This is a genomic window from Variovorax soli, from assembly GCF_031454625.1.
Lineage (GTDB): Bacteria > Pseudomonadota > Gammaproteobacteria > Burkholderiales > Burkholderiaceae_C > Variovorax > Variovorax soli_A.
Window position 1 is genome coordinate 211,621 of the sequence record NZ_JAVDRF010000006.1, and the last position, 19,082, is coordinate 230,702.

Consider the following 19,082-nt stretch of genomic DNA (forward strand, 5'->3'; position numbering starts at 1 on the left):
GGATGATGCGGCAAAGCCTTCCATTATAGGCCATGGGGTTCAGCGCGTTGCGTTGCCCCGGGCTGCAAGGAGCAGGCACATACACTTCCGGCCGTGTCGCTCTTCAAATCCGCCTCCACCGTCTCCCTGCTGACGCTCGCCTCCCGCATCACCGGCCTCATCCGCGACGTCCTCATGACCTCGGTCTTCGGCGTCAGCGCGATGACCGACGCTTTCTACGTGGCCTTTCGCATCCCCAACCTGTTCCGCCGCGTGTTCGGTGAGGGCGCCTTCAGCCAGGCCTTCGTGCCGGTGCTGGCCGCTTGCAAGACGCAGGGCGGCGACACGGGCGCCAAGGCGCTCGTGGACCATGTAGGAACCCTGCTGACCTGGACGCTGGTGCTGCTCTGCGCAGCGGGTGTGATCGGCGCGCCGCTGATGGTCTGGGCCATGGCCAGCGGCCTGCAGAAGAACCCCCAGAGCTTCGACGCCGCGGTCGTCATGACGCGCTGGATGTTCCCCTACATCGGCTTCATGTCGCTGGTGGCGCTGGCAGGCGGCATTCTCAACACCTGGCGCAGGTTCGCCGTGCCGGCCGCGGCGCCGGTGCTGTTGAATGTGGCGCTGATCCTCTCCATCGTCGCCGGCGCGCCCTGGTTCCGGCGCCTGGGCATCGAGCCGATCTATGCGCAATGCGTGGGCGTCATGGTGGGCGGCCTCCTCCAGCTGGCGCTGCAGATCCCGGCGCTGCGGGGGCTCGGCATGATGCCGCGCATCGGCCTCGGCTTCGGCGCGATCCGCACCGCCTGGGCCGACCCGGGCACGCGCCGGGTCGCGCGGCTGATGCTGCCGGCGCTCATCGGCGTCAGCGTGGCGCAGATCTCGCTGCTGATCAACACGCAAATCGCCTCCCATCTCGCGACCGGCAGCGTGAGCTGGATCACGAACGCCGATCGGCTCATGGAGTTCCCGACCGCGCTGCTGGGCGTGGCGCTCGGCGTGGTGCTGATGCCGCAGCTCGCGGCCGCGCGCGCCGCCCAGGACGACGCCCGGTACTCGGCAATGCTCGACTGGGGCCTGCGCCTGGTGGTGCTGTTGTCGGTGCCCTGCGCGCTGGCGCTGCTGGTCTTTTCGCGACCGCTGGTCGCCGTGCTGTTCCACAACGGCGCCTTCAGCGAGTACCACGTGCAGCGCACCAGCCTGGCCCTGATGGGCTACGGCGTCGGCCTGGTCGGCCTGGTGGCCGTCAAGGTACTGGCCCCGGGTTACTACGCCAAGCACGACACGCGCACCCCGATGCTCATTGCGGTGGCGGTGCTGGTGCTCACGCAACTGCTCAACGTGGCCCTGGTGCCGCTGCTGCAGCACGCGGCGCTCACGCTGACGATCGCCATCGGCGCGATGATCAATGCGCTCTGGCTGCTCGTCGGCCTGCTGCGCCGCGGCAGCTACCGGCCCGAGCCCGGCTGGGGCCGCTTCCTGCTGCAGGTGCTGGCGGGCACCACCGCGCTGACCGTCCTGCTGGTCTGGGGCAGCCGGCATTTCGACTGGATCGCACTGCAGGCGCAGCGCCTGCATCGCATCGGCCTGCTGGCGGCGCTCGTGATGGGCGGGGCGCTGCTGTATTTCGCGGTGCTGGCGCTCGCGGGCGTCAAGCTGCGCAGCCTCGTGCGCCGTTGATCCCTGTTGCATGCGCCGCCTTGACGCTCGGCGCGGCCTCCTCTACAAAGACACATGACGTTCAGCTTCCAGGCGCCCACCGCACTCGAGTACTTCGAGTCGCTTGTCAAGAGTGACGATCACTTCCCGTTGCTCGAAGCCGCCGCCAGCCTGGCCCAGGACGAATACCCCGAGCTCGATGTCCAGCAGGTGCTCGGCGATGTCGATCAGCTGCTGGCGCGCCTCAAGCGGCGCCTCCCTGCCGATGCGGCGCCGCTGCAGCGATTGCGGGCCCTCAACCAGTTCTTCTTCCACGACCTGAGCTTCGGCGGCAACGTCAACGACTATTACGACCCCGACAACAGCTATCTCAACGCGGTGCTGCGCACGCGCCGCGGCATCCCGATCTCGCTGGCCGTGCTGTGGATGGAGCTGGCGCAGGGCCTCGGGCTGCAGGCGCGCGGCGTGGGCTTTCCGGGCCATTTCATGCTCAAGGTCACTCTGCCCAAGGGGCAGGTGGTGATCGACCCTTTCACCGGCAAGTCGCTCTCGCGAGAGGAGCTCAGCGAGCGACTCGAGCCCTACAAGCGCAGCAGCGGGCTGGTCGGCGATTTCGACGTGCCGCTGGGCCTGTACCTGCAGCCGGCCTCGCCGCGCGAGATCATCGGGCGCATGCTGCGCAACCTGAAGGAGATCCATCGCTCGCAGGAGGACTGGCAGCGCGCGATCGCCGTGCAGGACCGGCTGGTCGCGCTGTTCCCCGAGGCCTGGGGCGAGCACCGCGACCGCGGCCTGGCCCATGCGGAGCAGGGCAATACCGCGCTCGCGGTCCGCGACCTCGAGACCTACCTGGCGCATGCCGAGGATGCGCTCGACATCGATGCCATCGCGGAGCGCGTCGCCGCCCTGCGCCGCGCCGAATACTGATGACTCAGGACAGCAAGACCGCAGCTGCCGACCTGGGCACGCTGCATGAATTCCACGGTGTGCAGCCGGTGCTGCCGGTGTCCGACGCGGCCCGAGCGGCACGCTATTTCTGCGACGTGCTGGGCTTCGAGCTGGACTTCATCGCCGGCGAGCCGCCGAGCTATGCGCGGGTGAAAAAGGGCGACCGCAGCTATGGCGATCCGGTCTACATCCGCTTGTGGCAGTGCGGCCGGCGCGAGGCCCAGGCCTGGCGCGGCGAGATCGTCATCCATGTCGGCCAGGACGTCGACGGCCTGCATGCGGCCTATGTGAAGCGCGGCGTCAGCGTGATCGAGCCGCCGATGTCCCAGCCCTGGGGACTCCGCGAGTTCGCCATCCGCGAGCCCGATGGGCACGTGCTGCGCTTCTGCGGCTACCTCTGAGCGCAGCGCGCGTCAGAGCTTCAGGGACAGCTTGACCGGCGACGGGCCTTCCTGCCGGTCGATGAACGCAACGACGCGGTCGCCCAGGCGCTGAAAGTTCAAGTCGAGCTTCTGCGTGCCGAGCTGCAGATGCCGGACGTTCAGATGATCGATACCGTCCGGCAGGCGCGGCTCCTCGACGCGAATGAGACCGCGGTGGGCATCGAGCTGAAGGCCGAGGGAGGCTTGCAGCAGCATGAAGATCGAACCCGATGCCCAGGCCTGCGGCAGGCAGGCGACGGGATAGGCGATGGGCGCTTCGCCCGGCGCGCGCTCGAAGCCGCAGAAGAGCTCGGGCAGCCGCATGCCGAAATGCGTTGCAGCCTCGAACATGCCATTCAGCAGCCGCACCAGCCCATCGCGCTCGCCGTAGCGGGCGACCCCCGCGCCGCACAAAACGACGTCGTGGGGCCAGACGGAGCCGTTGTGGTAGGACATCGGGTTGAAGCGCGCCGCCTCGGGCGGCAGCGTGCGAATGCCCCAACCGGAGTTGAACGCGCGCGACAGCAGCTGGGTGGCGACCGCGCGGCCGCGATCGGCGCGCGGAAGGCCGGTGTACAGCAGATGCCCCACGTTCGAGGCCCGCACCCGGCAGGGCTGCCCGAGACCGTCCAGGGCCAGCGCATAGAACTGCATGTCCTCCTGCCAGAAGTGCTGCTCGACCGCAGCCTGCAGCGCGACGGCGCTCTGCTGCCAGTGGCGCGCGGCATCCACGTCCCCGCGCAGGCGCGACAGCTCGGCCATCACAGCATAGGCCCGGTAGGCGTAGCCCTGCACCTCGACCAGCGCGATCGGCCCCTGCGGCGTGCTGCCGTCGGCATGGAACACCGAGTCGTTGCTGTCCTTCCAGCCCTGATTGGCCAGGCCGGTCGTCTCGCCGCGCGCGTAGCTCAGGAAACCGGTGGGATGACTGGCCGCGTTCCGCTCGATCCAGCGGGCTGCGGCTTCCAGCGCCGGCCAGAAGGCATCCAGCACGCGAGGGTCTCCCATCCGTTCCGCGTAGGCGCCTGCCAGCATGACGAACAGCGGTGTCGTGTCGACCCCGCCGTAGTACTTGGCGAAGGGCAGCTCGTTCACCGCTGCCATTTCGCCCTTGCGCGTCTCGTGCATGATCTTGCCGGGCTCGGAGTCGCGGAAGGTCGAGGTCTGCTGCGCCTGGTTGTGCGCCAGGAAGGACAGCACGCCGTGCGCGAGGCCGGGGTCGAGCCACAGCGTCTGCAGCGCGGTGACGATCGCGTCGCGCCCGAACGGCGTCGAGAACCATGGAATGCCGGCGTAGGGGTACGGCCCGGTCGGCAGGTCGGTGGTCAGCAGGGCCAGGTCGGCACGCGATTTGTCCAGCCACGACTGGAACACGCGGCCCGAGGCCAACACGCGCGCGCCGCGCCGCTGGCGCGTTCGCATGCTGCGGCGCGCCGCAGCCGCGGCCTGGCGGAAGCGGGAGCAGCCGGCGTCCGCAAGAGAGGGGCCGATCTCGGCATGCAGGGTCCAGCGCTGCTGCGGATCGAGCTGGACGATGAATTCGGCGTGCCGTTCGTCGATCTGCTCGGGCTTTTCGGAAAACTCGATGCACATGCTTCGCCGCAGCCCGTCGAGTCCCTGGTAGCGCAGCTCCACGCCGCGCTCCTTCAGGAGCGACGGCTCGCGCGCGCCACGCTGCAGGCGATGCTGGCCGCGCACCTCGAACATGTCATGGAAATCGGCTGCGAAATGCAGCGTCAGCGGCGCCTGCACCCGCTGGTCGCCGTAGTTGCGCACGCTGATGCGCTCGAAGATGCGATCGTTCCAGATGAAGCGCTTGCGCTCCAGGTGAATGACGCCCTCCGGCGTGGCCGGGTTGCCGAGCAGCGGCAGCGGATGGTTGGTCATGTTCGCCGTGAAGAACAGGTTGTCCTGGCTCACGGCACCCGACAGCAGCGAAGGCCGGCGGCCCGCCAGCCGCAGGAGGAAGGTGGACAGCATGCGCGTGTCGTTGTGGAACAGCCCGTCGGCTTCTCCCGTGATGTCGCCGTAGACGTCGGCCACCAGGAAGGTGTCTCCCTCTTTCAAGACGAAAAGCCGCTGCGGATTGCGTTCGAGGACCGTCTCGACGTCGAGCTCGGCGAGCGGCGGTTCCGTGGTCATTCCTTGATTCATGTTCATGCCGCTTTGGGGTAGGAAGTGCCGTCCGTGTCGTGCGCAGGAAGCCGACGATACAGCTCGACGTAGGCCTTGGCCATGGCCCCCGCAGAAAAACGTCGCTCGAAGGTCGCTCGAACCTCCCTGCGGTCGAGCGCGCCGATGGCATGAACGGCTGCCACCGCCTCCTCCTCGTCGGCGACGATCAGGCCGCTGACCCCGTGGTCCACCACCTCCGGAACCGAGCCGCAGCGCCAGGCGATGACGGGCGTCCCGCAGGCCATGGCTTCGATCAGCACCAGGCCGAAGGGCTCCGGCCAGTCGATGGGAAAGAGCAGGGCGCGCGCCCCGCCGAGGAAGGCGGGTTTCTCGGCGTCGCCGATCTCCCCGATGCATTCCACCAGCGGATGGTCGAGCAGCGGCTGGACCTGCTCCCGGAAGTACTCCCTGTCCACCGTATCGATCTTTGCCGCGATCTTCAGCGGCAGTCCCGCGCGCGTGGCGATCGCGATGGCCCGGTCGGGCCTTTTCTCGGGCGAGATGCGGCCCAGGAAGGCAAGGTAGTCGCCGCTTGCCTGCGCCTGGAAGGGGTAGAGCGCCGGATCGAGCCCGTGATGAACGGTGCCGTGCCAGCGGGCGAAAGGCAGCGGGGTGCGCTGGTGCCTGGAAATGGACGCCAGCGGGTACTGGTTCCACTGCGCATAGGCTTCGGGCAGGTCCTTCAGGTCCAGCCGCCCATGCAGCGTGGTGAGCGTGCGATCGGCGATGTCCTCGAAGAAGGGGAAATGCAGCAGATCGATGTGGAAATGCAGCACGTCGAAGTCGCGGGCCTGGCGCCGGACCTCCTGCAGCAGCACCAGATGGCTGGCCAGATCCGATTTCAGAGGCGCCGGGTCCAGCCGCAGGGCCTGTTCGCGCATCGCGACCAGCCGCGCCCGCGTATGGGCTTCCGCCGAGGCAAACAAGGTGACATCGTGGCCTTGGCTCACCAGCGCATTGCAGAGGTGGGCCACGACACGTTCGGTCCCGCCGTACAGGCGCGGTGGTACGGATTCGTACATCGGTGCGATTTGTGCGATCTTCATGGCCGCTGGCCCCCCGAATCCCCAGTGTGAACTTGAAACTTGAAACAGGCGAGGCGCTAGAAGAGCACCGGCTGCGGCCAGGCCGGGGCCGAATGAAGGCGATTTTTGAATAGGACAAATCGCACAAGGCGCTGCAGGTGCAAGGCAGCGTCGGCGGCAGCGGCAGCGGCCGCGGCCGCAGGCTCAGACGGGGGCGCCGCGCCGGTGACGCGAAGGCGATCCTTCTCCGCCGAACTGCCGCCAGGCCCGCCGCAACTGGGTGTCGGAAGCGAAGCCGGCCAGCTCGGCCGCGCGGGTGACGTTGGCGCCCGAGTCGAGCGCCAGCCGCGCCGTGGCCAGGCGCAGGCGCCTCAGGTATTCGAGCGGCGGGACGCCGGCATGCTCGACGAACAGACGCGTCAGGTGACGTGGGGAGGTGTGCGCCACCTGGGCCATGCGCGGGACGCTCCAGTCGCCCTGCGGCGCCTCGCCCACGGCGTCCTGCACGCGGTGCAGTGCGGAATGGAGGTGGTTGCGATAAGCCAGGAAGGGCGAGAGCTCCGGGTCCTGCGGACCGCGCCGCAGCGCCACCACCATGGTCTGCGCGACCTGCGCAGCCAGTGCTTCGCCGCAAAGGTCGGCGATGCGGTGCAGCATCAGATCGATGCCGGTCGTCACACCAGCGCTGCTGTAGAGCGGTGGATCGGTCACGAACACGCGGTTGGCCACCACCTCGCAGCGCGGTTCCACCCGCCGCAGTTCGTCGAGGTGGTGGTGGTGCGTGGTGGCGCGCCGTCCCGCCAGGATGCCCGCATGCGCGGCCAGCAGGGCGCCGGCGCAGATGGTCACCAATTCGAGACGGCCGCGCTCCAGGCGCTGCCCGCGCAGCCAGCGCAGCAAGGTCTGGGTCTCCTCGCCGTCGATAGGAACCGCGTGGCCAGGGACGCCCACCAGCACGATCCAGGCGGGGCGCTCATCCCAATGCGCGGGCAGCGGCGCCAGCCCGCTGAGCGTCACGCCGACGGAGCCGGTCGACGCAGGGCTCGGGGAGACGAACTCGATCGAGAAGCGCTCGGGCTGCCCGGCGGCGCGCAGCTGCTGGTTGGCGATGCGCAGCGCCTCGGCCGGCCCGGCCCAGTCGAGCACCAGGCTGTTCGGCAGCAGCACGAAGACCGCCCGGATGCACGTCGCGCTGCGCATGCCGCCTTCGCCCTCGCCCACTCAGGCCGCGGCCAGCGCACCGGCCCGCTCGAGGGCCTGCTCGACGCTGCAGACCCTGGCGAAGCGGCCTTCCAGGACGGTGGCAGTCCGGGCCTTGATGTCGGCAGCGGAAAGCGGGCGGCCGTCGGGCTGCGTCATGTCGAAGGTCAGCGTGGCGTCGCTGACGAAATCGACGGCCCAGCCCAGGTCCGACGCGTGGCGCGTCGTCGTTTCGCAGCATTGCTCGGTGCGGATGCCGCTGACGATCAGCCGGCCGATGCCGTTCTGCGTCAGCCACACGTCGAGCCCGGTGCCGACCAGGGCGCTGTGGCGATGCTTGGTGTAGGTGGCGGCCGCCTCGAAGGGCGCCAGCTCGGCCAGCGGGCTCACGTGCCCGGACTCGATGGCGAAGGGGTTGTCGGCGCGGGCGGGACCGTCGACGTGGAAGATGCGCACGATCGGGATGCCGGCCGCCGCGCAGCCTTCGATCAGCGCGTTCTGCGCGGCGGCGTAGGTGGCCAGATCGCGCGGCGTGAAATAGGGGCGATGGCGAAAAGATTCCTGGGCATCGATCACTATCAGACAAGACTTCATTGGTGCACGCTCCTGGGTTGGTTGGATGATGCACCTTATTTTTCTCGCCGAACGAGCTTTCGTCCGCTTCGTGCGGGACAGGAATCGATCAGATCAGGACATGCCCGGCCTCACACCAGCCCGGCCGCCTGCAGTTCTTTCTTGAGGTAGGCGTAGAACAGCGGGGCCGCCACCAGGCCGGCCGGCCCGAAGACCGCCTCGGCCACGAACATCACGGCCAGCAGCTCCCAGACGCCCATCTGCGTGCGGGCCCCCACCACCTTGGCATTGATGAAGTACTCGCCCTTGTGGATCAGGATCAGGAAGGCCAGGCAGGCCAGCGCGGTAATCGGCGAGACCGACAGGCCGACCAGCGTGATCACCGTGTTGCACAGCAGGTTGCCGACGATCGGCACCAGCCCGGCGACGAAGGTGAGCGTGATCAGGGCCGGCGTGTAGGGCAGGTGCAGGTCCCAGTGCGGCAGCACGAACAGCAGGAAGACCGCGGTGAGCAGGGTGTTGAAGCCTGCAATCCAGAACTGCGCGGCGACGATCTGGCCGAAGGCTTCGCCGAAGAGCGTGATGCGCTTCTTGAGCAGCTCGGCCAGTGGGCGGCCGGCGGTTGCGTGCCGCGCCGCCGCCGCCAGGGCGCCGACGATCAGGCCGACGTAGGCGAACAGCAGGCCGCCCAGCCAGGCGCGCCCGGTCAGCGCGAGCGCGCCGGCCTTGGCGCGCAGGTAGCCGGCGATGATGCGCTGCACCTCGGGCGTGCCCTCGGGCAGGTAGGCGCCGATGTCGGGCGGCAGCTTGAGCCGCAGCTCCAGCACCGTGCGAGCGATGTAGTCGAGCAGTTCCTGGTACTGCTCGGGTGCGTTGAGCACGAAGTCGCGCGCTTCCGAGAAGGCAAGGATCCCGAGGCCGATCGGCGCCAGCGGCACCAGCGTCGCGGCAACGATGCGCGACCAGGACGAGGGCGGGTCCACGAGGTCCGGACGCGACTTCGCGGGCAGCAGCCGGGCCAGGCCGGCATCGAGCGAGCGCGCGACGGAGCGGGTGCCCAGAAAGCCGATGCAGACGCACAGCAGGCCCGGCAGCAGGCCCTGCCACATGATCAGCAGCAGGGCCCCGGCGATGAGGAGGTAGCTCGCCGTGACCAGCTTGCGCGAAGGGAGGGGAGCGACGACGCTCACGCGATGGCGACCTTCCTCAGGCCACGACCACGGCGACGCCGGCGCCGCGCTCCGCGATGACGCCGATCTCGTGCACCGTTTCGCCCGCCCCGCGCAGCGTGGCCGCGCAGGCGGCGGCCTCGGCGGCGTCGATCACGACCACCATGCCAATGCCGTTGTTGAAGGTCCGGTTCATTTCCAGGTCGTCGATGCCTGCCACCTTCTGCAGCCAGGCGAAGAGCTCGCTTTGCGGCCAGCTGCCCTTTTTCAGATGCGCGGCGGTGCCCTCGGGCAGCACACGCGGGATGTTCTCCAGCAGCCCGCCGCCGGTGATGTGGGCCAGGGCCTTGATCGGGTGCGTAGCGAGCGCCGCCAGCACCGGCTTCACGTAGAGCCGGGTCGGCGCCATCACGGCTGCGCGGAAGGCCTGGCCGTCCAGCGTGGCGGGCAACTGGTCGCCGGCACGCTCGATCACCTTGCGCACCAGGCTGAAGCCGTTGGAATGCACGCCGGCGGAGGCCAGGCCCAGCACCACATCGCCTGGCTTGACGTCCCGGCCGGTGAGAATCCTGGATTTCTCGACGGCGCCGACCGCGAAGCCGGCCAGGTCGTACTCGCCGGCCGGGTACATCCCGGGCATCTCGGCGGTCTCGCCGCCGATCAGCGCGCAGCCGCTTTGCTCGCATCCGTTGGCGATGCCCCCGACCACCGCGGCGGCCGTGTCCACGTCGAGCTTGCCGCAGGCGAAGTAGTCGAGAAAGAACAGCGGCTCGGCACCCTGCACCAGCACGTCGTTGACACTCATCGCCACCAGGTCGATGCCCACGGTGTCGTGCATGTTCCATTCGAAAGCCAGCTTGAGCTTGGTGCCCACGCCGTCGGTGCCGCTTACCAGCACCGGCTCCTTGTAGCGCTTGGGCACCTCGAACAGCGCGCCGAAGCCGCCGATGCCTGCCAGCACGCCCTCGCGCAGAGTCTTCTTGGCCAGCGGCTTGATACGGTCGACCAGCGCGTCACCGGCATCGATGTCGACGCCGGCGTCCTTGTAGCTGAGCGGGTTGGGCGAGGTGGAGTTCATGGGGCGGGCCGGGCGAAAAGAAGGGAGGGATCGAAGAGAGGAGGAGAATGGCGCCAGCAACCGGGGCGGTCGGGCCGATAGAATTCCCCACGATTTTAAGGGCCCCATTGCCCCGCGCCTTCGGCTCGTCGTTCGGCGCTCCCGCCTGTCCCATGAACCCAACCACCGCGTCATCCGCGCCCTTCCAGCCGCCCATGGCGGCCCCGGCATGAAGCAACTCGCGCTCGATATCGGCCTCGCCTCCGGTCCGACGCTGGACGGCTTCTTCGCCGGGCCCAACGAGCCGGCGCTGCGGCACTTGCGGCTGTGGGTCGGCGACGCGCATTCGTCCACGCTGCATTCGCCGGTGCCGACCTACCTGTGGGGCGAGAGCGGCAGCGGCAAGACGCATCTGCTGGAGGCGGTTCGAAATGCCCTGCGCGAACAGGGCGCGAGCGTGGGCTGGCTGCATGCGGGGCTGTCGGACCCGCCCGACTTCGACGATCGCTGGGGCGCGGTGCTGCTCGATGACGTGCATCTGTACACCGCAGTCCAACAGCACGCGGCCTTCAACTGGTTCGTCAATGCGCAGAGCCTCCAGCGCGGCGTGGTGGCGGCGGGCGCGGTGCCGCCGGCCGACCTGCAGCTGCGCGAGGACCTGCGCACGCGCCTGGGCTGGGGCCATGTGTTCCACTTGCAGGTATTGAGCGAATCGGAGCGGCGCGCCGTGCTGCGCCAGGCCGCGGACAACCGCGGCGTGATGCTGGTGGACGAGGTGCTGGACTTCATGCTGCACCGCTTCAGCCGCGATCTGGGCAGCCTGATGGAGCTGCTCGTGCAGCTCGACGGCTATGCCTTGCAGACCCAACGTGCGATCACGATCCCGCTGATCCGGTCGATGCTCGAAAATGAATGAGGGCGCGTCCCGCGCCGAAGCTTTCCAATGATCAAGAAATTCATCGACAAACTCCTGGGCAAGTCCGGTGCCGCAGGCGCCGGCGGCAAGAACCGCTTCGGCAAGCGCCAGGAGGTGCCGGCCTCGGTGCACGGCATCGACCCGCAGCTGGTGGACGAGCGCGCCAGGAACGTGGTCACCACGTTGCAGGGCGCCGGCTACGAGGCCTACGTGGTCGGCGGCGCGGTGCGCGACCTGCTGCTGGGTCTGCGGCCGAAGGACTTCGACGTGGCCACCAATGCGACGCCCGAACAGGTCAAGAGCCTTTTCCGGCGCGCCTTCATCATCGGCCGGCGCTTCCGCATCGTGCACGTGGTCTACGGACGCGGGCGCGAGCACGAGGTGATCGAGGTGTCGACCTTCCGTGCCTACATGGACAGTGCCGGGGCCGAGCAGGTGGCCGGCAACGAGCGCACCAGCAAGGGCGAGCTCGCCGGCATGAAGCATGCGGTGGATGCGAGCGGCCGCGTGCTGCGCGACAACGTGTGGGGCCCGCAGGAGGAAGATGCAGCGCGGCGCGACTTCTCCGTCAACGCGATGTACTACGACCCGGCGAGCCAGATCGTGGTCGACTACCACAACGGCATCAAGGACGCCAAGAAGCTCACGCTGCGCATGATCGGCGACCCGGCCACGCGCTATCGCGAGGACCCGGTGCGAATCATCCGCGCCATCCGCTTCTCGGCCAAGCTGGCGGCGCTGGGCTTCTCGCTGGAGCCCAAGACAGCGGCCCCACTGGTCGATTGCAGCAGGCTGCTGGCCGATGTGCCCCAGAGCCGCCTGTTCGACGAGATGCTCAAGCTGCTGCAGACCGGGCACGCGGTCGCCACCGTCGCGCAGCTGCGCCGGCTCGGCCTGGCGACCGGCATCTACCCGCTGCTCGACGTGATCGTCGAGCGTGCGGACCAACCTTTCGTCAAGGCTGCGCTGCAGGACACCGACCGCCGCGTCGGAGAAGGCAAGCCGGTGGCGCCGAGCTTCCTGCTGGCATGCGTGCTATGGGCCGACGTGCGCGACGGCTGGGCGCAACGCATCGAGGGGCGACATGGCCAGCGTCCGCAGTCCTCCTTCCCGGCCTTGCAGGACGCCATCGACGACGTGTTCAACGCGCGCATCGGCGACGTCTCCGGGCGCGGCAAGCTGGCGGCCGACATGCGCGAGATCTGGATGATGCAGCCACGCTTCGAAAAGCGCAGCGGCGCCACGCCCTACAGCCTCGTCGAGCAGGCGCGCTTCCGCGCGGCCTTCGATTTCATGCGCCTGCGCGCGGATGTCGGCGAGGTGAGCGAGGCGATCGCCGAGTGGTGGCAGGAGTTCAGCAGCTCCTCCGACGAGATTCGCCGCCAGGACTTGCTGGACCAGGTGCGCGACGAGCAGCACAAGAGGACGCGCCAGCGCGCCCCGGCGCGCACCGCGGCGCCGGCGGCCGCCCCGGCCAATGGCGATGCCGAGCAGGCGCTGCCGCCCGATGGCGAGCTCGCCGCCACCGCCCCGCGCAAGCGACGCCGCCGGCGCAAGCCGCGCACCGGCGGCGAGGCCGGCAGCAGCATCGCGGCCGAATGACATGACGAGCGCCACGCCGGCCTACGTCGCCATCGGCGCCAACCTCGGCGACGCCCAGGCGACGGTGAGGCGGGCGATGGACGAGCTGGCGGCCCTGCCGCACACGCGGCTCGCCGCGCGCTCCTCGCTCTATCGCAGCGCACCGTTCGAGGCGCAGGGGCCCGACTTCATCAATGCCGTGGTCGAGCTGCGCACGACCCTGGACCCGCTCGCATTGCTGGCCGAATTGCAGCGGCTCGAGGCCGAGGCCGGCCGCGAGCGGCCGTACCGAAACGCGCCGCGCACGCTCGATCTCGATCTCCTGCGGCACGGCGACACCACGATGCAGACTGCCGTGCTGACGCTGCCGCATCCGCGCATGGACGAGCGCGCCTTCGTGCTGCTGCCGCTGGCGGAGATCGCGCCGGCGCTGGTCTCGTCGGCCCAGCTCGAGCGCGTGTCAGGCCAGCGCATCGAGCGGCTGTGAGGCCGCCTCGGCGGCGCTTGCCCATTACACTTGCCAGGTTTTTTTCACGATGGCGTCACGGGTGGGTGATAGCCGGGAACCCAGGAGACCGCCATGTTCGGCAAGCTGCTGCCCCGCGAGGGGAATTTCTTCGAGATGTTCAATCAGCATGCCGATCGCATCGTCGAAGCCGCACGGGCCTTCGAGCAGCTCGTGGGCAACTACAACGATCTGCACCTGCGCGAGCAGTACAACCGCGATGTGGACAACGCCGAGCGCGCGGCCGACCGCGTGACGCACGACGTCAACCGGCTGATTCACAAGACCTTCATCACGCCCATCGATCGCGAGCAAATCCACAAGCTGATCAACACGATGGACGACGTGGCCGACCTGATCCAGGACTCGGCCGAGACCATGGCACTGTACGACGTGCGCCATATGACCGAGGAGATCATGCGCCTCACCACCCTGAGCACGAAGTGCTGCGAACGGGTGAAGGACGCCGTCAAGTTCCTGGGCAAGGTGAGCGAACCGGCGACGGCGGAAGCCGCGCTCAAGACATGCGAGGAGATCGATCGGCTCGAGTCCGATGCCGACCGCGTGCTGCGCAGTGCCATGAGCAAGCTGTTCCGCGAGGAGCCGGACGTCCGCGAAGTCATCAAGCTCAAGGCAATCTATGAGCTGCTCGAGCGGATCACCGACAAGTGCGAGGATGTGGCCAACGTGATCGAGGGCATCGTCCTCGAGAACTCCTGAGCGCAGGCGCCGAATGGCTTCGGTGCAGGTCGCCCTGTGGGTGGTGGTGGTGCTGGTCGCGCTGGCCATCGCATTCGACTTCATGAACGGCTTCCACGACGCGGCGAATTCGATCGCCACGGTCGTGTCCACCGGGGTGCTTCGGCCCGGCCATGCGGTGGTCTTCGCCGCCTTCTTCAACCTGGTCGCGGTGTTCGTCTTCCACCTCAGTGTGGCGGCCACCGTCGGCAAGGGCATCGTGCAGCCCGGGGTGGTCGACGTCCACGTGGTCTTCGGCGCACTGGTGGGTGCCATCAGCTGGAACTTCGTCACCTGGTACTACGGCATTCCGAGCAGTTCGTCGCACGCGCTGATCGGCGGCATCGTGGGCGCGGTGATGGCCAAGGCCGGTGCCGGCGCGCTCGTCCCGGCAGGCATCTGGAAGACCGTCGCCTTCATCTTCGTGTCTCCGCTCCTGGGCTTCCTGCTCGGCTCGATGATGATGGTGTTCGTGGCCTGGGCCTTCCGCCGTTCGACGCCGTCGCGCGTGGACCGGTGGTTCCGCACGCTGCAATTGCTCTCGGCGGGCGCCTACAGCCTGGGCCACGGCGGCAACGATGCGCAGAAGACCATCGGCATCATCTGGATGCTGCTGATCGCGACCGGCCATGCGGCCGCCAGCGCCGAATCGCCACCGGCATGGACCATCGCGAGCTGCTACGCGGCGATCGCGCTGGGCACCATGTTCGGCGGCTGGCGCATCGTCAAGACCATGGGCCAGAAGATCACCAAGCTCAAGCCGGTGGGCGGCTTCTGCGCCGAGACGGGCGGGGCGCTGACGCTGTTCCTCGCCACGGCGCTGGGCATTCCGGTCTCGACCACGCACACCATCACCGGCGCGATCGTCGGCGTGGGCTCGACGCAGCGTGCCAGCGCGGTGCGCTGGGGTGTGGCCGGCAACATCGTGTGGGCCTGGATCTTCACGATCCCGGCCTCGGCCTTCGTGGCCGCCGTCGCCTACTGGATCGGCCTGCAGCTCTTGTGACCGCAGCTACTGCGAGATCCTGCGGCCTTCTTCGATCTGGTGCTCGAAAAAGCGCTGGAAACTGAAGGCGAGGCTGGCCATCAGGATGGCGCTGCCGAAGAACAGGGCCAGCACGACGGCGCCGATGGTGAGCCAGTTGCTGCGCCCGGGCGGCGCATCGGGCGGGGCGCCCGCGTTGTAACGCGTGTTCCACTTCTCTGGCGTCATCAGGCCGTAGACGATGGCGGTGAGGGCGCAGCCCGCGATCGTGAAGCCCAGGAGCGGCAGCAGCAGCCAGCTCCAGGCGTCGTCCACGCCGTAAAGGCGCACGCGCTCGACGCCGTAGAGTCCCAGGGCCGTCGGAATGGGGAGCAGCCACCCCAGCATGCTGCCGAAGCCGCGCAGGTAGAAGCAGTGCAGGCCCAGCGGCCCGCCGAGGAAGGCGAGCCAGGCGGCCAAGGTCTTGTTTTTCATTCAGGGCTCGTCTCGCTGCCTTGGCCCAGCACCTTGTCCATGAGGACGACGTCGCGCCACTGGCCGAACTTCCAGCCGCAGTTCTTCAGCACGCCGACGTGCTCGAAGCCTTGCGCACGGTGGACGCCGATCGAGCCGGCGTTGGCGGAGTCGCCGATCACGGCGATCAGCTTGCGCACACCGGCCGACTCCGCGGCCTCGATCAAGGCCGCCAGCAACTGCGCGCCCAGGCCCTGGCCGCGCGCGGCCTCGGCCAGGTAGATGGAGTCCTCGGCCGAGAAGCGATAGGCGGGGCGGGGTTTGAACCAGTTGCAGTACGCGAAGCCCAGCAGCTCGCCGTCGCGCTCGGCCACCAGGTAGGGCAGCTTCTTGGCCAGCACGTCGGCCCGCCGCGTCCTCATGTCGGCGGCCGTGGGCGGCTCGGTCTCGAAGGTGCCGGTGCCGTGGAGCACGTGGTGGGCGTAGATGGCGGTGATCGCGTCGATGTCTTCGTCGCGGCTGGGGCGGATGGCGGTCATGAGAAGCCCGGCTGAGGCCGGGAATGGTGGGAAGTGTTGCTCGGGCTATAATCGCGGGCTTTTCAGCGTGCGCTGGCCGGGTGGCTATGTCGCGTGTCTCGACGCTGAAAGAACTCCGTGGGCGGACCGTTTTCAGTGTTCGCCGCACCACCCGAAGGATAAATCATGGTCGTGATCCGACTCTCCCGCGGCGGCTCCAAAGGTCGTCCGTTCTTCAATATCGTCGTGTCGGACAAGCGCGTGCGCCGCGATGGCCGTTTCATCGAGCGCCTGGGCTTCTACAACCCGACCGCCAAGGACAACGAGGAAAGCATCCGCATTGCGCAGGATCGCCTGGCCTACTGGAAGGGCGTCGGCGCGCAGGCCTCGCCCACCGTCACCCGCTTGATCAAGCAGGCCGCTGCCGCGGCCCCCAAGGCGGCCGCCTAAGCCGCCCGTTCCGGCGATGCTGCCCACACTCGAAGCCGCCGAACTGCCGGCGGATGCGATCGAGGTGGCGCGCATCGCCGATGCGTGGGGCATCAAGGGCTGGTTCAAGGTCCTGCCCCACAGCGCCCAGCCCGAGGCGCTTTTTTCTTCCAAGCGCTGGTTCCTTCAGCCGCCTGGCGGCAAGACTTCCGGCGCGTTCCGGCTCGCGATTCGCGAAGCCAAGGAACATTCCGACTGCATCGTCGCATCCTCCGAGGACGTGCCCGACCGCAATGCCGCCGAGGCCCTGCGCGGCGCGCGCGTGTTCGTGCCGCGCTCGAGCTTTCCCACCGCAGCGGAAGACGAGTACTACTGGGTCGACCTGATCGGCCTCCAGGTCGTGAACCGGGACGGTCTTGCGCTCGGCACGGTCCGCGAACTGCTGGCCAGCGGGCCGCAGACCACACTGGTGCTGGATGCACTGGAAGCCGGCAAGCCGGTCGAGCGCATGATTCCCTTCGTCTCGGCCTTCGTCGACAAGGTCGACCTGCCGGGCCGGCTGATCACCGTCGACTGGCAGCCCGACTACTGAGCCGCACCGACCCCGGCGCCCCATGCGCTTCGACGTCATCACCCTGTTCCCCGACCTGTTCGCACCGTTTCTGGCGAACGGGGTGACGCGCCGCGCCTTCGAGACGGGGCAGGTCGAGGTCGTGTTGTGGAATCCGCGAGACTTCGCCGAGGGCAACTACCGGCGCGTCGACGATCGGCCTTTCGGCGGCGGGCCCGGCATGGTCATGATGGCCGAGCCGTTGTCCGCCTGCCTCGATGCTGCGCTGGCCGCACGCGGGGCTGCAGCGCCTGTGGTCCTGTTCTCGCCGATCGGCGAAGCGCTGCGGCACGAAGCGGTCCAGAACTGGGCCGCGGGCGAGGGCGCGGTCCTCGTGTGCGGCCGCTACGAGGGAATCGACCAGCGCTTCATCGATGCAAGGGTCACGCACCAGCTGAGCCTGGGCGATTTCGTGCTCTCGGGCGGCGAAGTCCCTGCCATGGCCCTGCTGGACGCGGTGGCCCGGCTGCAACCCGGCGTGCTGGGCGACGAGGCCAGCCACATCCAGGACAGCTTCAACCCGGCGCTGGACGGCCTGCTCGACTGTCCCCACTACACCCGGCCCGAACAATGGCGGGGGCAGGGCGTGCCGCCGGTCCTCCTCTCGGGCCATCACGAGCAGATCGAACGCTGGCGGCGCGACCAGCGGCTCGCGATCACCCTGCTGAAGCGGCCCGAACTGGTCGAGGCGGCGCGTGCCGCCGGCCGGCTGAGCGCGGCCGATGAAAAAGCGCTTCTGAAAAAGCTATAATCTTTGGTTCCCCGATCCTCTGCCGGCCGCGTCGCCTCGACCTTCAGGTTGCAAGACGCCCCTTGTGTAGCGCGCGCACGATCGAATCCAGGAAAGCCATGAACCTTATCCAGACCCTCGAGCAGGAAGAAATCGCCCGGCTCGGCAAGAAGATTCCCGATTTCATGCCCGGTGACACGGTCATCGTCAGCGTGAACGTCGTCGAAGGTAACCGCAAGCGCGTGCAGGCCTACGAAGGCGTGGTGATCGCCAAGCGCAATCGCGGCCTCAACAGCGGCTTCACGGTGCGCAAGATCTCCAGCGGCGAAGGCGTCGAGCGGACCTTCCAGACCTACAGCCCGCTGATCGCCGGCATCGAAGTCAAGCGCCGCGGCGACGTGCGCCGTGCCAAGCTGTACTACCTGCGCGAGCGCAGCGGCCGCTCGGCGCGCATCAAGGAAAAGCTGCCGGGCAAGTCCCCCGCAGCGGCTGCTCAGTAAGAGCGCTCCTGTCGTGCAAAAAGCCGCCACTCAGGCGGCTTTTTGCGTTGGTGCCCCATGAACTTGGGGCAATCGTGATTTTTATTGTGGCGTCGCCTGTCATTCGCGGCGCCGTTTTGCGTTTTACTCGGTAGATCCTTACTTGACTGCTCCATCACCCGCCATGCGCGCCGCCCCCGCCGAAGAGACCGTCAATGCCGTCCTGCCGCCGGCGCTGAGCTCCTTCGACCCGCGCCAGGTGCCTGTGATCGCCGTCGACTCCGCACTCCCCGCCGTTCCGGCCGCCCATTTCGAAGCCCGAGCGCTCCGCGCGCGCTTCGCAGCACCGCCCGCCTGGACGCCCGAGCTGCGGCGCGAGCCGCGCTTGACGAGCCGCGCTCCCGCCGAAGCCGCGGTGCTGGTGCCGATCGTGATGCGCGAGCAGCCCACGGTGCTCCTGACCGAGCGCACCGCCCACCTGTCGACGCATTCGGGCCAGGTGGCCTTCCCCGGCGGCCGGGTCGATCCCGAGGACGCCAACGTCTCGGCGGCAGCCTTGCGCGAAGCTTGGGAAGAGGTGGGCCTCTCGGCCGAGTACATCGAAGTGCTGGGCAAGCTTCCGACCTACACGACGGTCACTTCCTTCATCGTGACCCCCGTGGTCGCTCTGGTGCACCCGGACTTCGAGCTGGCCATCAACCCGTACGAAGTCGCCGAGGCCTTCGAGGTCCCCCTGGCCTACCTGATGAACCCGGCGAACCACCGCCGCCACGCGGTGGTGGGCGACGACCTCCAGTCGCGCGAGTGGCTGTCGATGCCCTACCAGGATGGTCCGCACGAGCGCTATGTCTGGGGCGCGACGGCCGGCATGCTGCGCAACCTCTACCGCTTCCTGGTGGCCTGACGCCGCCGGGCAGGCAGGGCCTGCCCG

At 68.4% G+C, this 19,082-nt stretch carries 21 protein-coding genes; 13 read left to right on the plus strand and 8 right to left on the minus strand.

What is annotated here, in order from left to right:
- Window positions 1–93: 93 nt before the first annotated feature.
- From murJ to J2739_RS16230, 3 genes are read left to right on the plus strand one after another with little or no spacing between them, the layout of a single operon-like run.
- A complete protein-coding gene (gene murJ / locus J2739_RS16220; protein ID WP_309903428.1) occupies window positions 94–1,659 on the plus strand; it encodes a murein biosynthesis integral membrane protein MurJ in 1,566 nt (521 codons plus the stop codon).
- Between the two features lie 54 nt (window positions 1,660–1,713).
- Window positions 1,714–2,565 carry a SirB1 family protein gene (locus J2739_RS16225; protein WP_309903430.1) on the plus strand — a complete coding sequence of 284 codons (852 nt, stop codon included), beginning with the start codon at window positions 1,714–1,716 and terminating at the stop codon, window positions 2,563–2,565.
- Window positions 2,565–2,987: a bleomycin resistance protein gene (locus tag J2739_RS16230; RefSeq protein WP_309903432.1), complete on the plus strand. Its 423-nt coding sequence runs from the start codon at window positions 2,565–2,567 to the stop codon at window positions 2,985–2,987. The genes J2739_RS16225 and J2739_RS16230 overlap by 1 nt, the downstream gene beginning before the upstream one ends.
- A 12-nt stretch (window positions 2,988–2,999) precedes the next feature.
- On the opposite strand, the gene J2739_RS16235 is transcribed toward J2739_RS16230, so the two are convergent.
- The 6 genes from J2739_RS16235 to purM form a co-directional block, all read right to left on the minus strand.
- A complete protein-coding gene (locus J2739_RS16235; RefSeq protein ID WP_309903434.1) occupies window positions 3,000–5,150 on the minus strand; it encodes an amylo-alpha-1,6-glucosidase in 2,151 nt (716 codons plus the stop codon).
- Window positions 5,151–5,164: 14 nt separating this feature from the next.
- On the minus strand, window positions 5,165–6,229 hold the full coding sequence (locus J2739_RS16240; RefSeq protein WP_309903436.1) for a glycosyltransferase family 4 protein: 1,065 nt from the start codon (window positions 6,227–6,229) through the stop codon (window positions 5,165–5,167).
- Between the two features lie 183 nt (window positions 6,230–6,412).
- Window positions 6,413–7,408, minus strand: coding sequence for a GlxA family transcriptional regulator (locus J2739_RS16245; RefSeq protein ID WP_309903438.1), 996 nt, complete (start codon window positions 7,406–7,408; stop codon window positions 6,413–6,415).
- A gap of 21 nt (window positions 7,409–7,429) precedes the next feature.
- Window positions 7,430–8,002 (minus strand): isochorismatase family protein, encoded by a 573-nt coding sequence (locus J2739_RS16250; protein ID WP_309903440.1) that lies wholly within the window; start codon window positions 8,000–8,002, stop codon window positions 7,430–7,432.
- A gap of 110 nt (window positions 8,003–8,112) precedes the next feature.
- A complete protein-coding gene (locus J2739_RS16255) occupies window positions 8,113–9,171 on the minus strand; it encodes an AI-2E family transporter (RefSeq protein ID WP_309903442.1) in 1,059 nt (352 codons plus the stop codon).
- Window positions 9,172–9,187: 16 nt separating this feature from the next.
- The gene (purM, locus tag J2739_RS16260) at window positions 9,188–10,228 is read right to left on the minus strand and encodes a phosphoribosylformylglycinamidine cyclo-ligase (protein ID WP_309903443.1); all 1,041 of its coding nucleotides are present in this window, start codon (window positions 10,226–10,228) and stop codon (window positions 9,188–9,190) included.
- 208 nt (window positions 10,229–10,436) lie between these two features.
- Between purM and hda the strand changes: the two genes are divergently transcribed.
- The 5 genes from hda to J2739_RS16285 all read left to right on the plus strand — a co-directional run bounded on the left by hda (window position 10,437) and on the right by J2739_RS16285 (window position 14,953).
- Window positions 10,437–11,123 carry a DnaA regulatory inactivator Hda gene (gene hda / locus J2739_RS16265; protein WP_309903445.1) on the plus strand — a complete coding sequence of 229 codons (687 nt, stop codon included), beginning with the start codon at window positions 10,437–10,439 and terminating at the stop codon, window positions 11,121–11,123.
- Between the two features lie 27 nt (window positions 11,124–11,150).
- Window positions 11,151–12,725 (plus strand): polynucleotide adenylyltransferase PcnB, encoded by a 1,575-nt coding sequence (gene pcnB, locus J2739_RS16270; RefSeq protein ID WP_309903447.1) that lies wholly within the window; start codon window positions 11,151–11,153, stop codon window positions 12,723–12,725.
- Window position 12,726: 1 nt separating this feature from the next.
- Complete coding sequence (gene folK / locus J2739_RS16275) at window positions 12,727–13,191, plus strand: 2-amino-4-hydroxy-6-hydroxymethyldihydropteridine diphosphokinase (protein ID WP_309903449.1); 465 nt, start codon at window positions 12,727–12,729, stop codon at window positions 13,189–13,191.
- 93 nt (window positions 13,192–13,284) lie between these two features.
- A complete protein-coding gene (locus J2739_RS16280) occupies window positions 13,285–13,929 on the plus strand; it encodes a DUF47 domain-containing protein (protein WP_106555179.1) in 645 nt (214 codons plus the stop codon).
- 13 nt (window positions 13,930–13,942) lie between these two features.
- Entirely contained in the window at window positions 13,943–14,953 is a 1,011-nt protein-coding gene (locus J2739_RS16285; protein WP_309903451.1) for an inorganic phosphate transporter, read from the plus strand.
- A 6-nt stretch (window positions 14,954–14,959) separates the two neighbouring features.
- Here the strand turns inward: J2739_RS16285 and J2739_RS16290 are convergent, their stop codons facing one another.
- Window positions 14,960–15,406, minus strand: a complete 447-nt coding sequence (locus J2739_RS16290; protein ID WP_309903453.1) for a TM2 domain-containing protein — start codon at window positions 15,404–15,406, stop codon at window positions 14,960–14,962.
- The gene (locus tag J2739_RS16295; protein ID WP_309903455.1) at window positions 15,403–15,924 is read right to left on the minus strand and encodes a GNAT family N-acetyltransferase; all 522 of its coding nucleotides are present in this window, start codon (window positions 15,922–15,924) and stop codon (window positions 15,403–15,405) included. Before J2739_RS16295 ends, J2739_RS16290 begins: the two co-directional genes overlap by 4 nt.
- A 165-nt stretch (window positions 15,925–16,089) precedes the next feature.
- Between J2739_RS16295 and rpsP the strand changes: the two genes are divergently transcribed.
- From rpsP to J2739_RS16320, 5 genes are all read left to right on the plus strand, one after another.
- Entirely contained in the window at window positions 16,090–16,353 is a 264-nt protein-coding gene (rpsP, locus tag J2739_RS16300; RefSeq protein ID WP_106555183.1) for a 30S ribosomal protein S16, read from the plus strand.
- Window positions 16,354–16,369: 16 nt separating this feature from the next.
- Window positions 16,370–16,924 (plus strand): ribosome maturation factor RimM, encoded by a 555-nt coding sequence (gene rimM / locus J2739_RS16305; RefSeq protein ID WP_309903457.1) that lies wholly within the window; start codon window positions 16,370–16,372, stop codon window positions 16,922–16,924.
- Window positions 16,925–16,946: 22 nt separating this feature from the next.
- Window positions 16,947–17,693, plus strand: coding sequence for a tRNA (guanosine(37)-N1)-methyltransferase TrmD (gene trmD, locus J2739_RS16310; protein ID WP_309903460.1), 747 nt, complete (start codon window positions 16,947–16,949; stop codon window positions 17,691–17,693).
- Between the two features lie 98 nt (window positions 17,694–17,791).
- A complete protein-coding gene (gene rplS, locus J2739_RS16315) occupies window positions 17,792–18,172 on the plus strand; it encodes a 50S ribosomal protein L19 (RefSeq protein WP_309903462.1) in 381 nt (126 codons plus the stop codon).
- Between the two features lie 163 nt (window positions 18,173–18,335).
- Window positions 18,336–19,055 (plus strand): CoA pyrophosphatase, encoded by a 720-nt coding sequence (locus J2739_RS16320; RefSeq protein ID WP_309903464.1) that lies wholly within the window; start codon window positions 18,336–18,338, stop codon window positions 19,053–19,055.
- The last annotated feature ends 27 nt before the right edge of the window (window positions 19,056–19,082 follow it).

What these genes read in the sequence shown, in the direction of transcription:
- J2739_RS16225 (WP_309903430.1), top strand. Translation starts at nt 1,714, where the DNA reads ATGACGTTCAGCTTCCAGGCGCCCACCGCACTCGAGTACTTCGAGTCG.
- J2739_RS16230 (WP_309903432.1), top strand. Translation starts at nt 2,565, where the DNA reads ATGACTCAGGACAGCAAGACCGCAGCTGCCGACCTGGGCACGCTGCAT.
- J2739_RS16235 (WP_309903434.1), bottom strand. Translation starts at nt 5,150, where the DNA reads ATGACCACGGAACCGCCGCTCGCCGAGCTCGACGTCGAGACGGTCCTC.
- J2739_RS16240 (WP_309903436.1), bottom strand. Translation starts at nt 6,229, where the DNA reads ATGAAGATCGCACAAATCGCACCGATGTACGAATCCGTACCACCGCGC.
- J2739_RS16245 (WP_309903438.1), bottom strand. Translation starts at nt 7,408, where the DNA reads ATGCGCAGCGCGACGTGCATCCGGGCGGTCTTCGTGCTGCTGCCGAAC.
- J2739_RS16250 (WP_309903440.1), bottom strand. Translation starts at nt 8,002, where the DNA reads ATGAAGTCTTGTCTGATAGTGATCGATGCCCAGGAATCTTTTCGCCAT.
- purM (WP_309903443.1), bottom strand. Translation starts at nt 10,228, where the DNA reads ATGAACTCCACCTCGCCCAACCCGCTCAGCTACAAGGACGCCGGCGTC.
- hda (WP_309903445.1), top strand. Translation starts at nt 10,437, where the DNA reads ATGAAGCAACTCGCGCTCGATATCGGCCTCGCCTCCGGTCCGACGCTG.
- pcnB (WP_309903447.1), top strand. Translation starts at nt 11,151, where the DNA reads ATGATCAAGAAATTCATCGACAAACTCCTGGGCAAGTCCGGTGCCGCA.
- folK (WP_309903449.1), top strand. Translation starts at nt 12,727, where the DNA reads ATGACGAGCGCCACGCCGGCCTACGTCGCCATCGGCGCCAACCTCGGC.
- J2739_RS16280 (WP_106555179.1), top strand. Translation starts at nt 13,285, where the DNA reads ATGTTCGGCAAGCTGCTGCCCCGCGAGGGGAATTTCTTCGAGATGTTC.
- J2739_RS16285 (WP_309903451.1), top strand. Translation starts at nt 13,943, where the DNA reads ATGGCTTCGGTGCAGGTCGCCCTGTGGGTGGTGGTGGTGCTGGTCGCG.
- J2739_RS16290 (WP_309903453.1), bottom strand. Translation starts at nt 15,406, where the DNA reads ATGAAAAACAAGACCTTGGCCGCCTGGCTCGCCTTCCTCGGCGGGCCG.
- J2739_RS16295 (WP_309903455.1), bottom strand. Translation starts at nt 15,924, where the DNA reads ATGACCGCCATCCGCCCCAGCCGCGACGAAGACATCGACGCGATCACC.
- rpsP (WP_106555183.1), top strand. Translation starts at nt 16,090, where the DNA reads ATGGTCGTGATCCGACTCTCCCGCGGCGGCTCCAAAGGTCGTCCGTTC.
- rimM (WP_309903457.1), top strand. Translation starts at nt 16,370, where the DNA reads ATGCTGCCCACACTCGAAGCCGCCGAACTGCCGGCGGATGCGATCGAG.
- trmD (WP_309903460.1), top strand. Translation starts at nt 16,947, where the DNA reads ATGCGCTTCGACGTCATCACCCTGTTCCCCGACCTGTTCGCACCGTTT.
- rplS (WP_309903462.1), top strand. Translation starts at nt 17,792, where the DNA reads ATGAACCTTATCCAGACCCTCGAGCAGGAAGAAATCGCCCGGCTCGGC.
- J2739_RS16320 (WP_309903464.1), top strand. Translation starts at nt 18,336, where the DNA reads ATGCGCGCCGCCCCCGCCGAAGAGACCGTCAATGCCGTCCTGCCGCCG.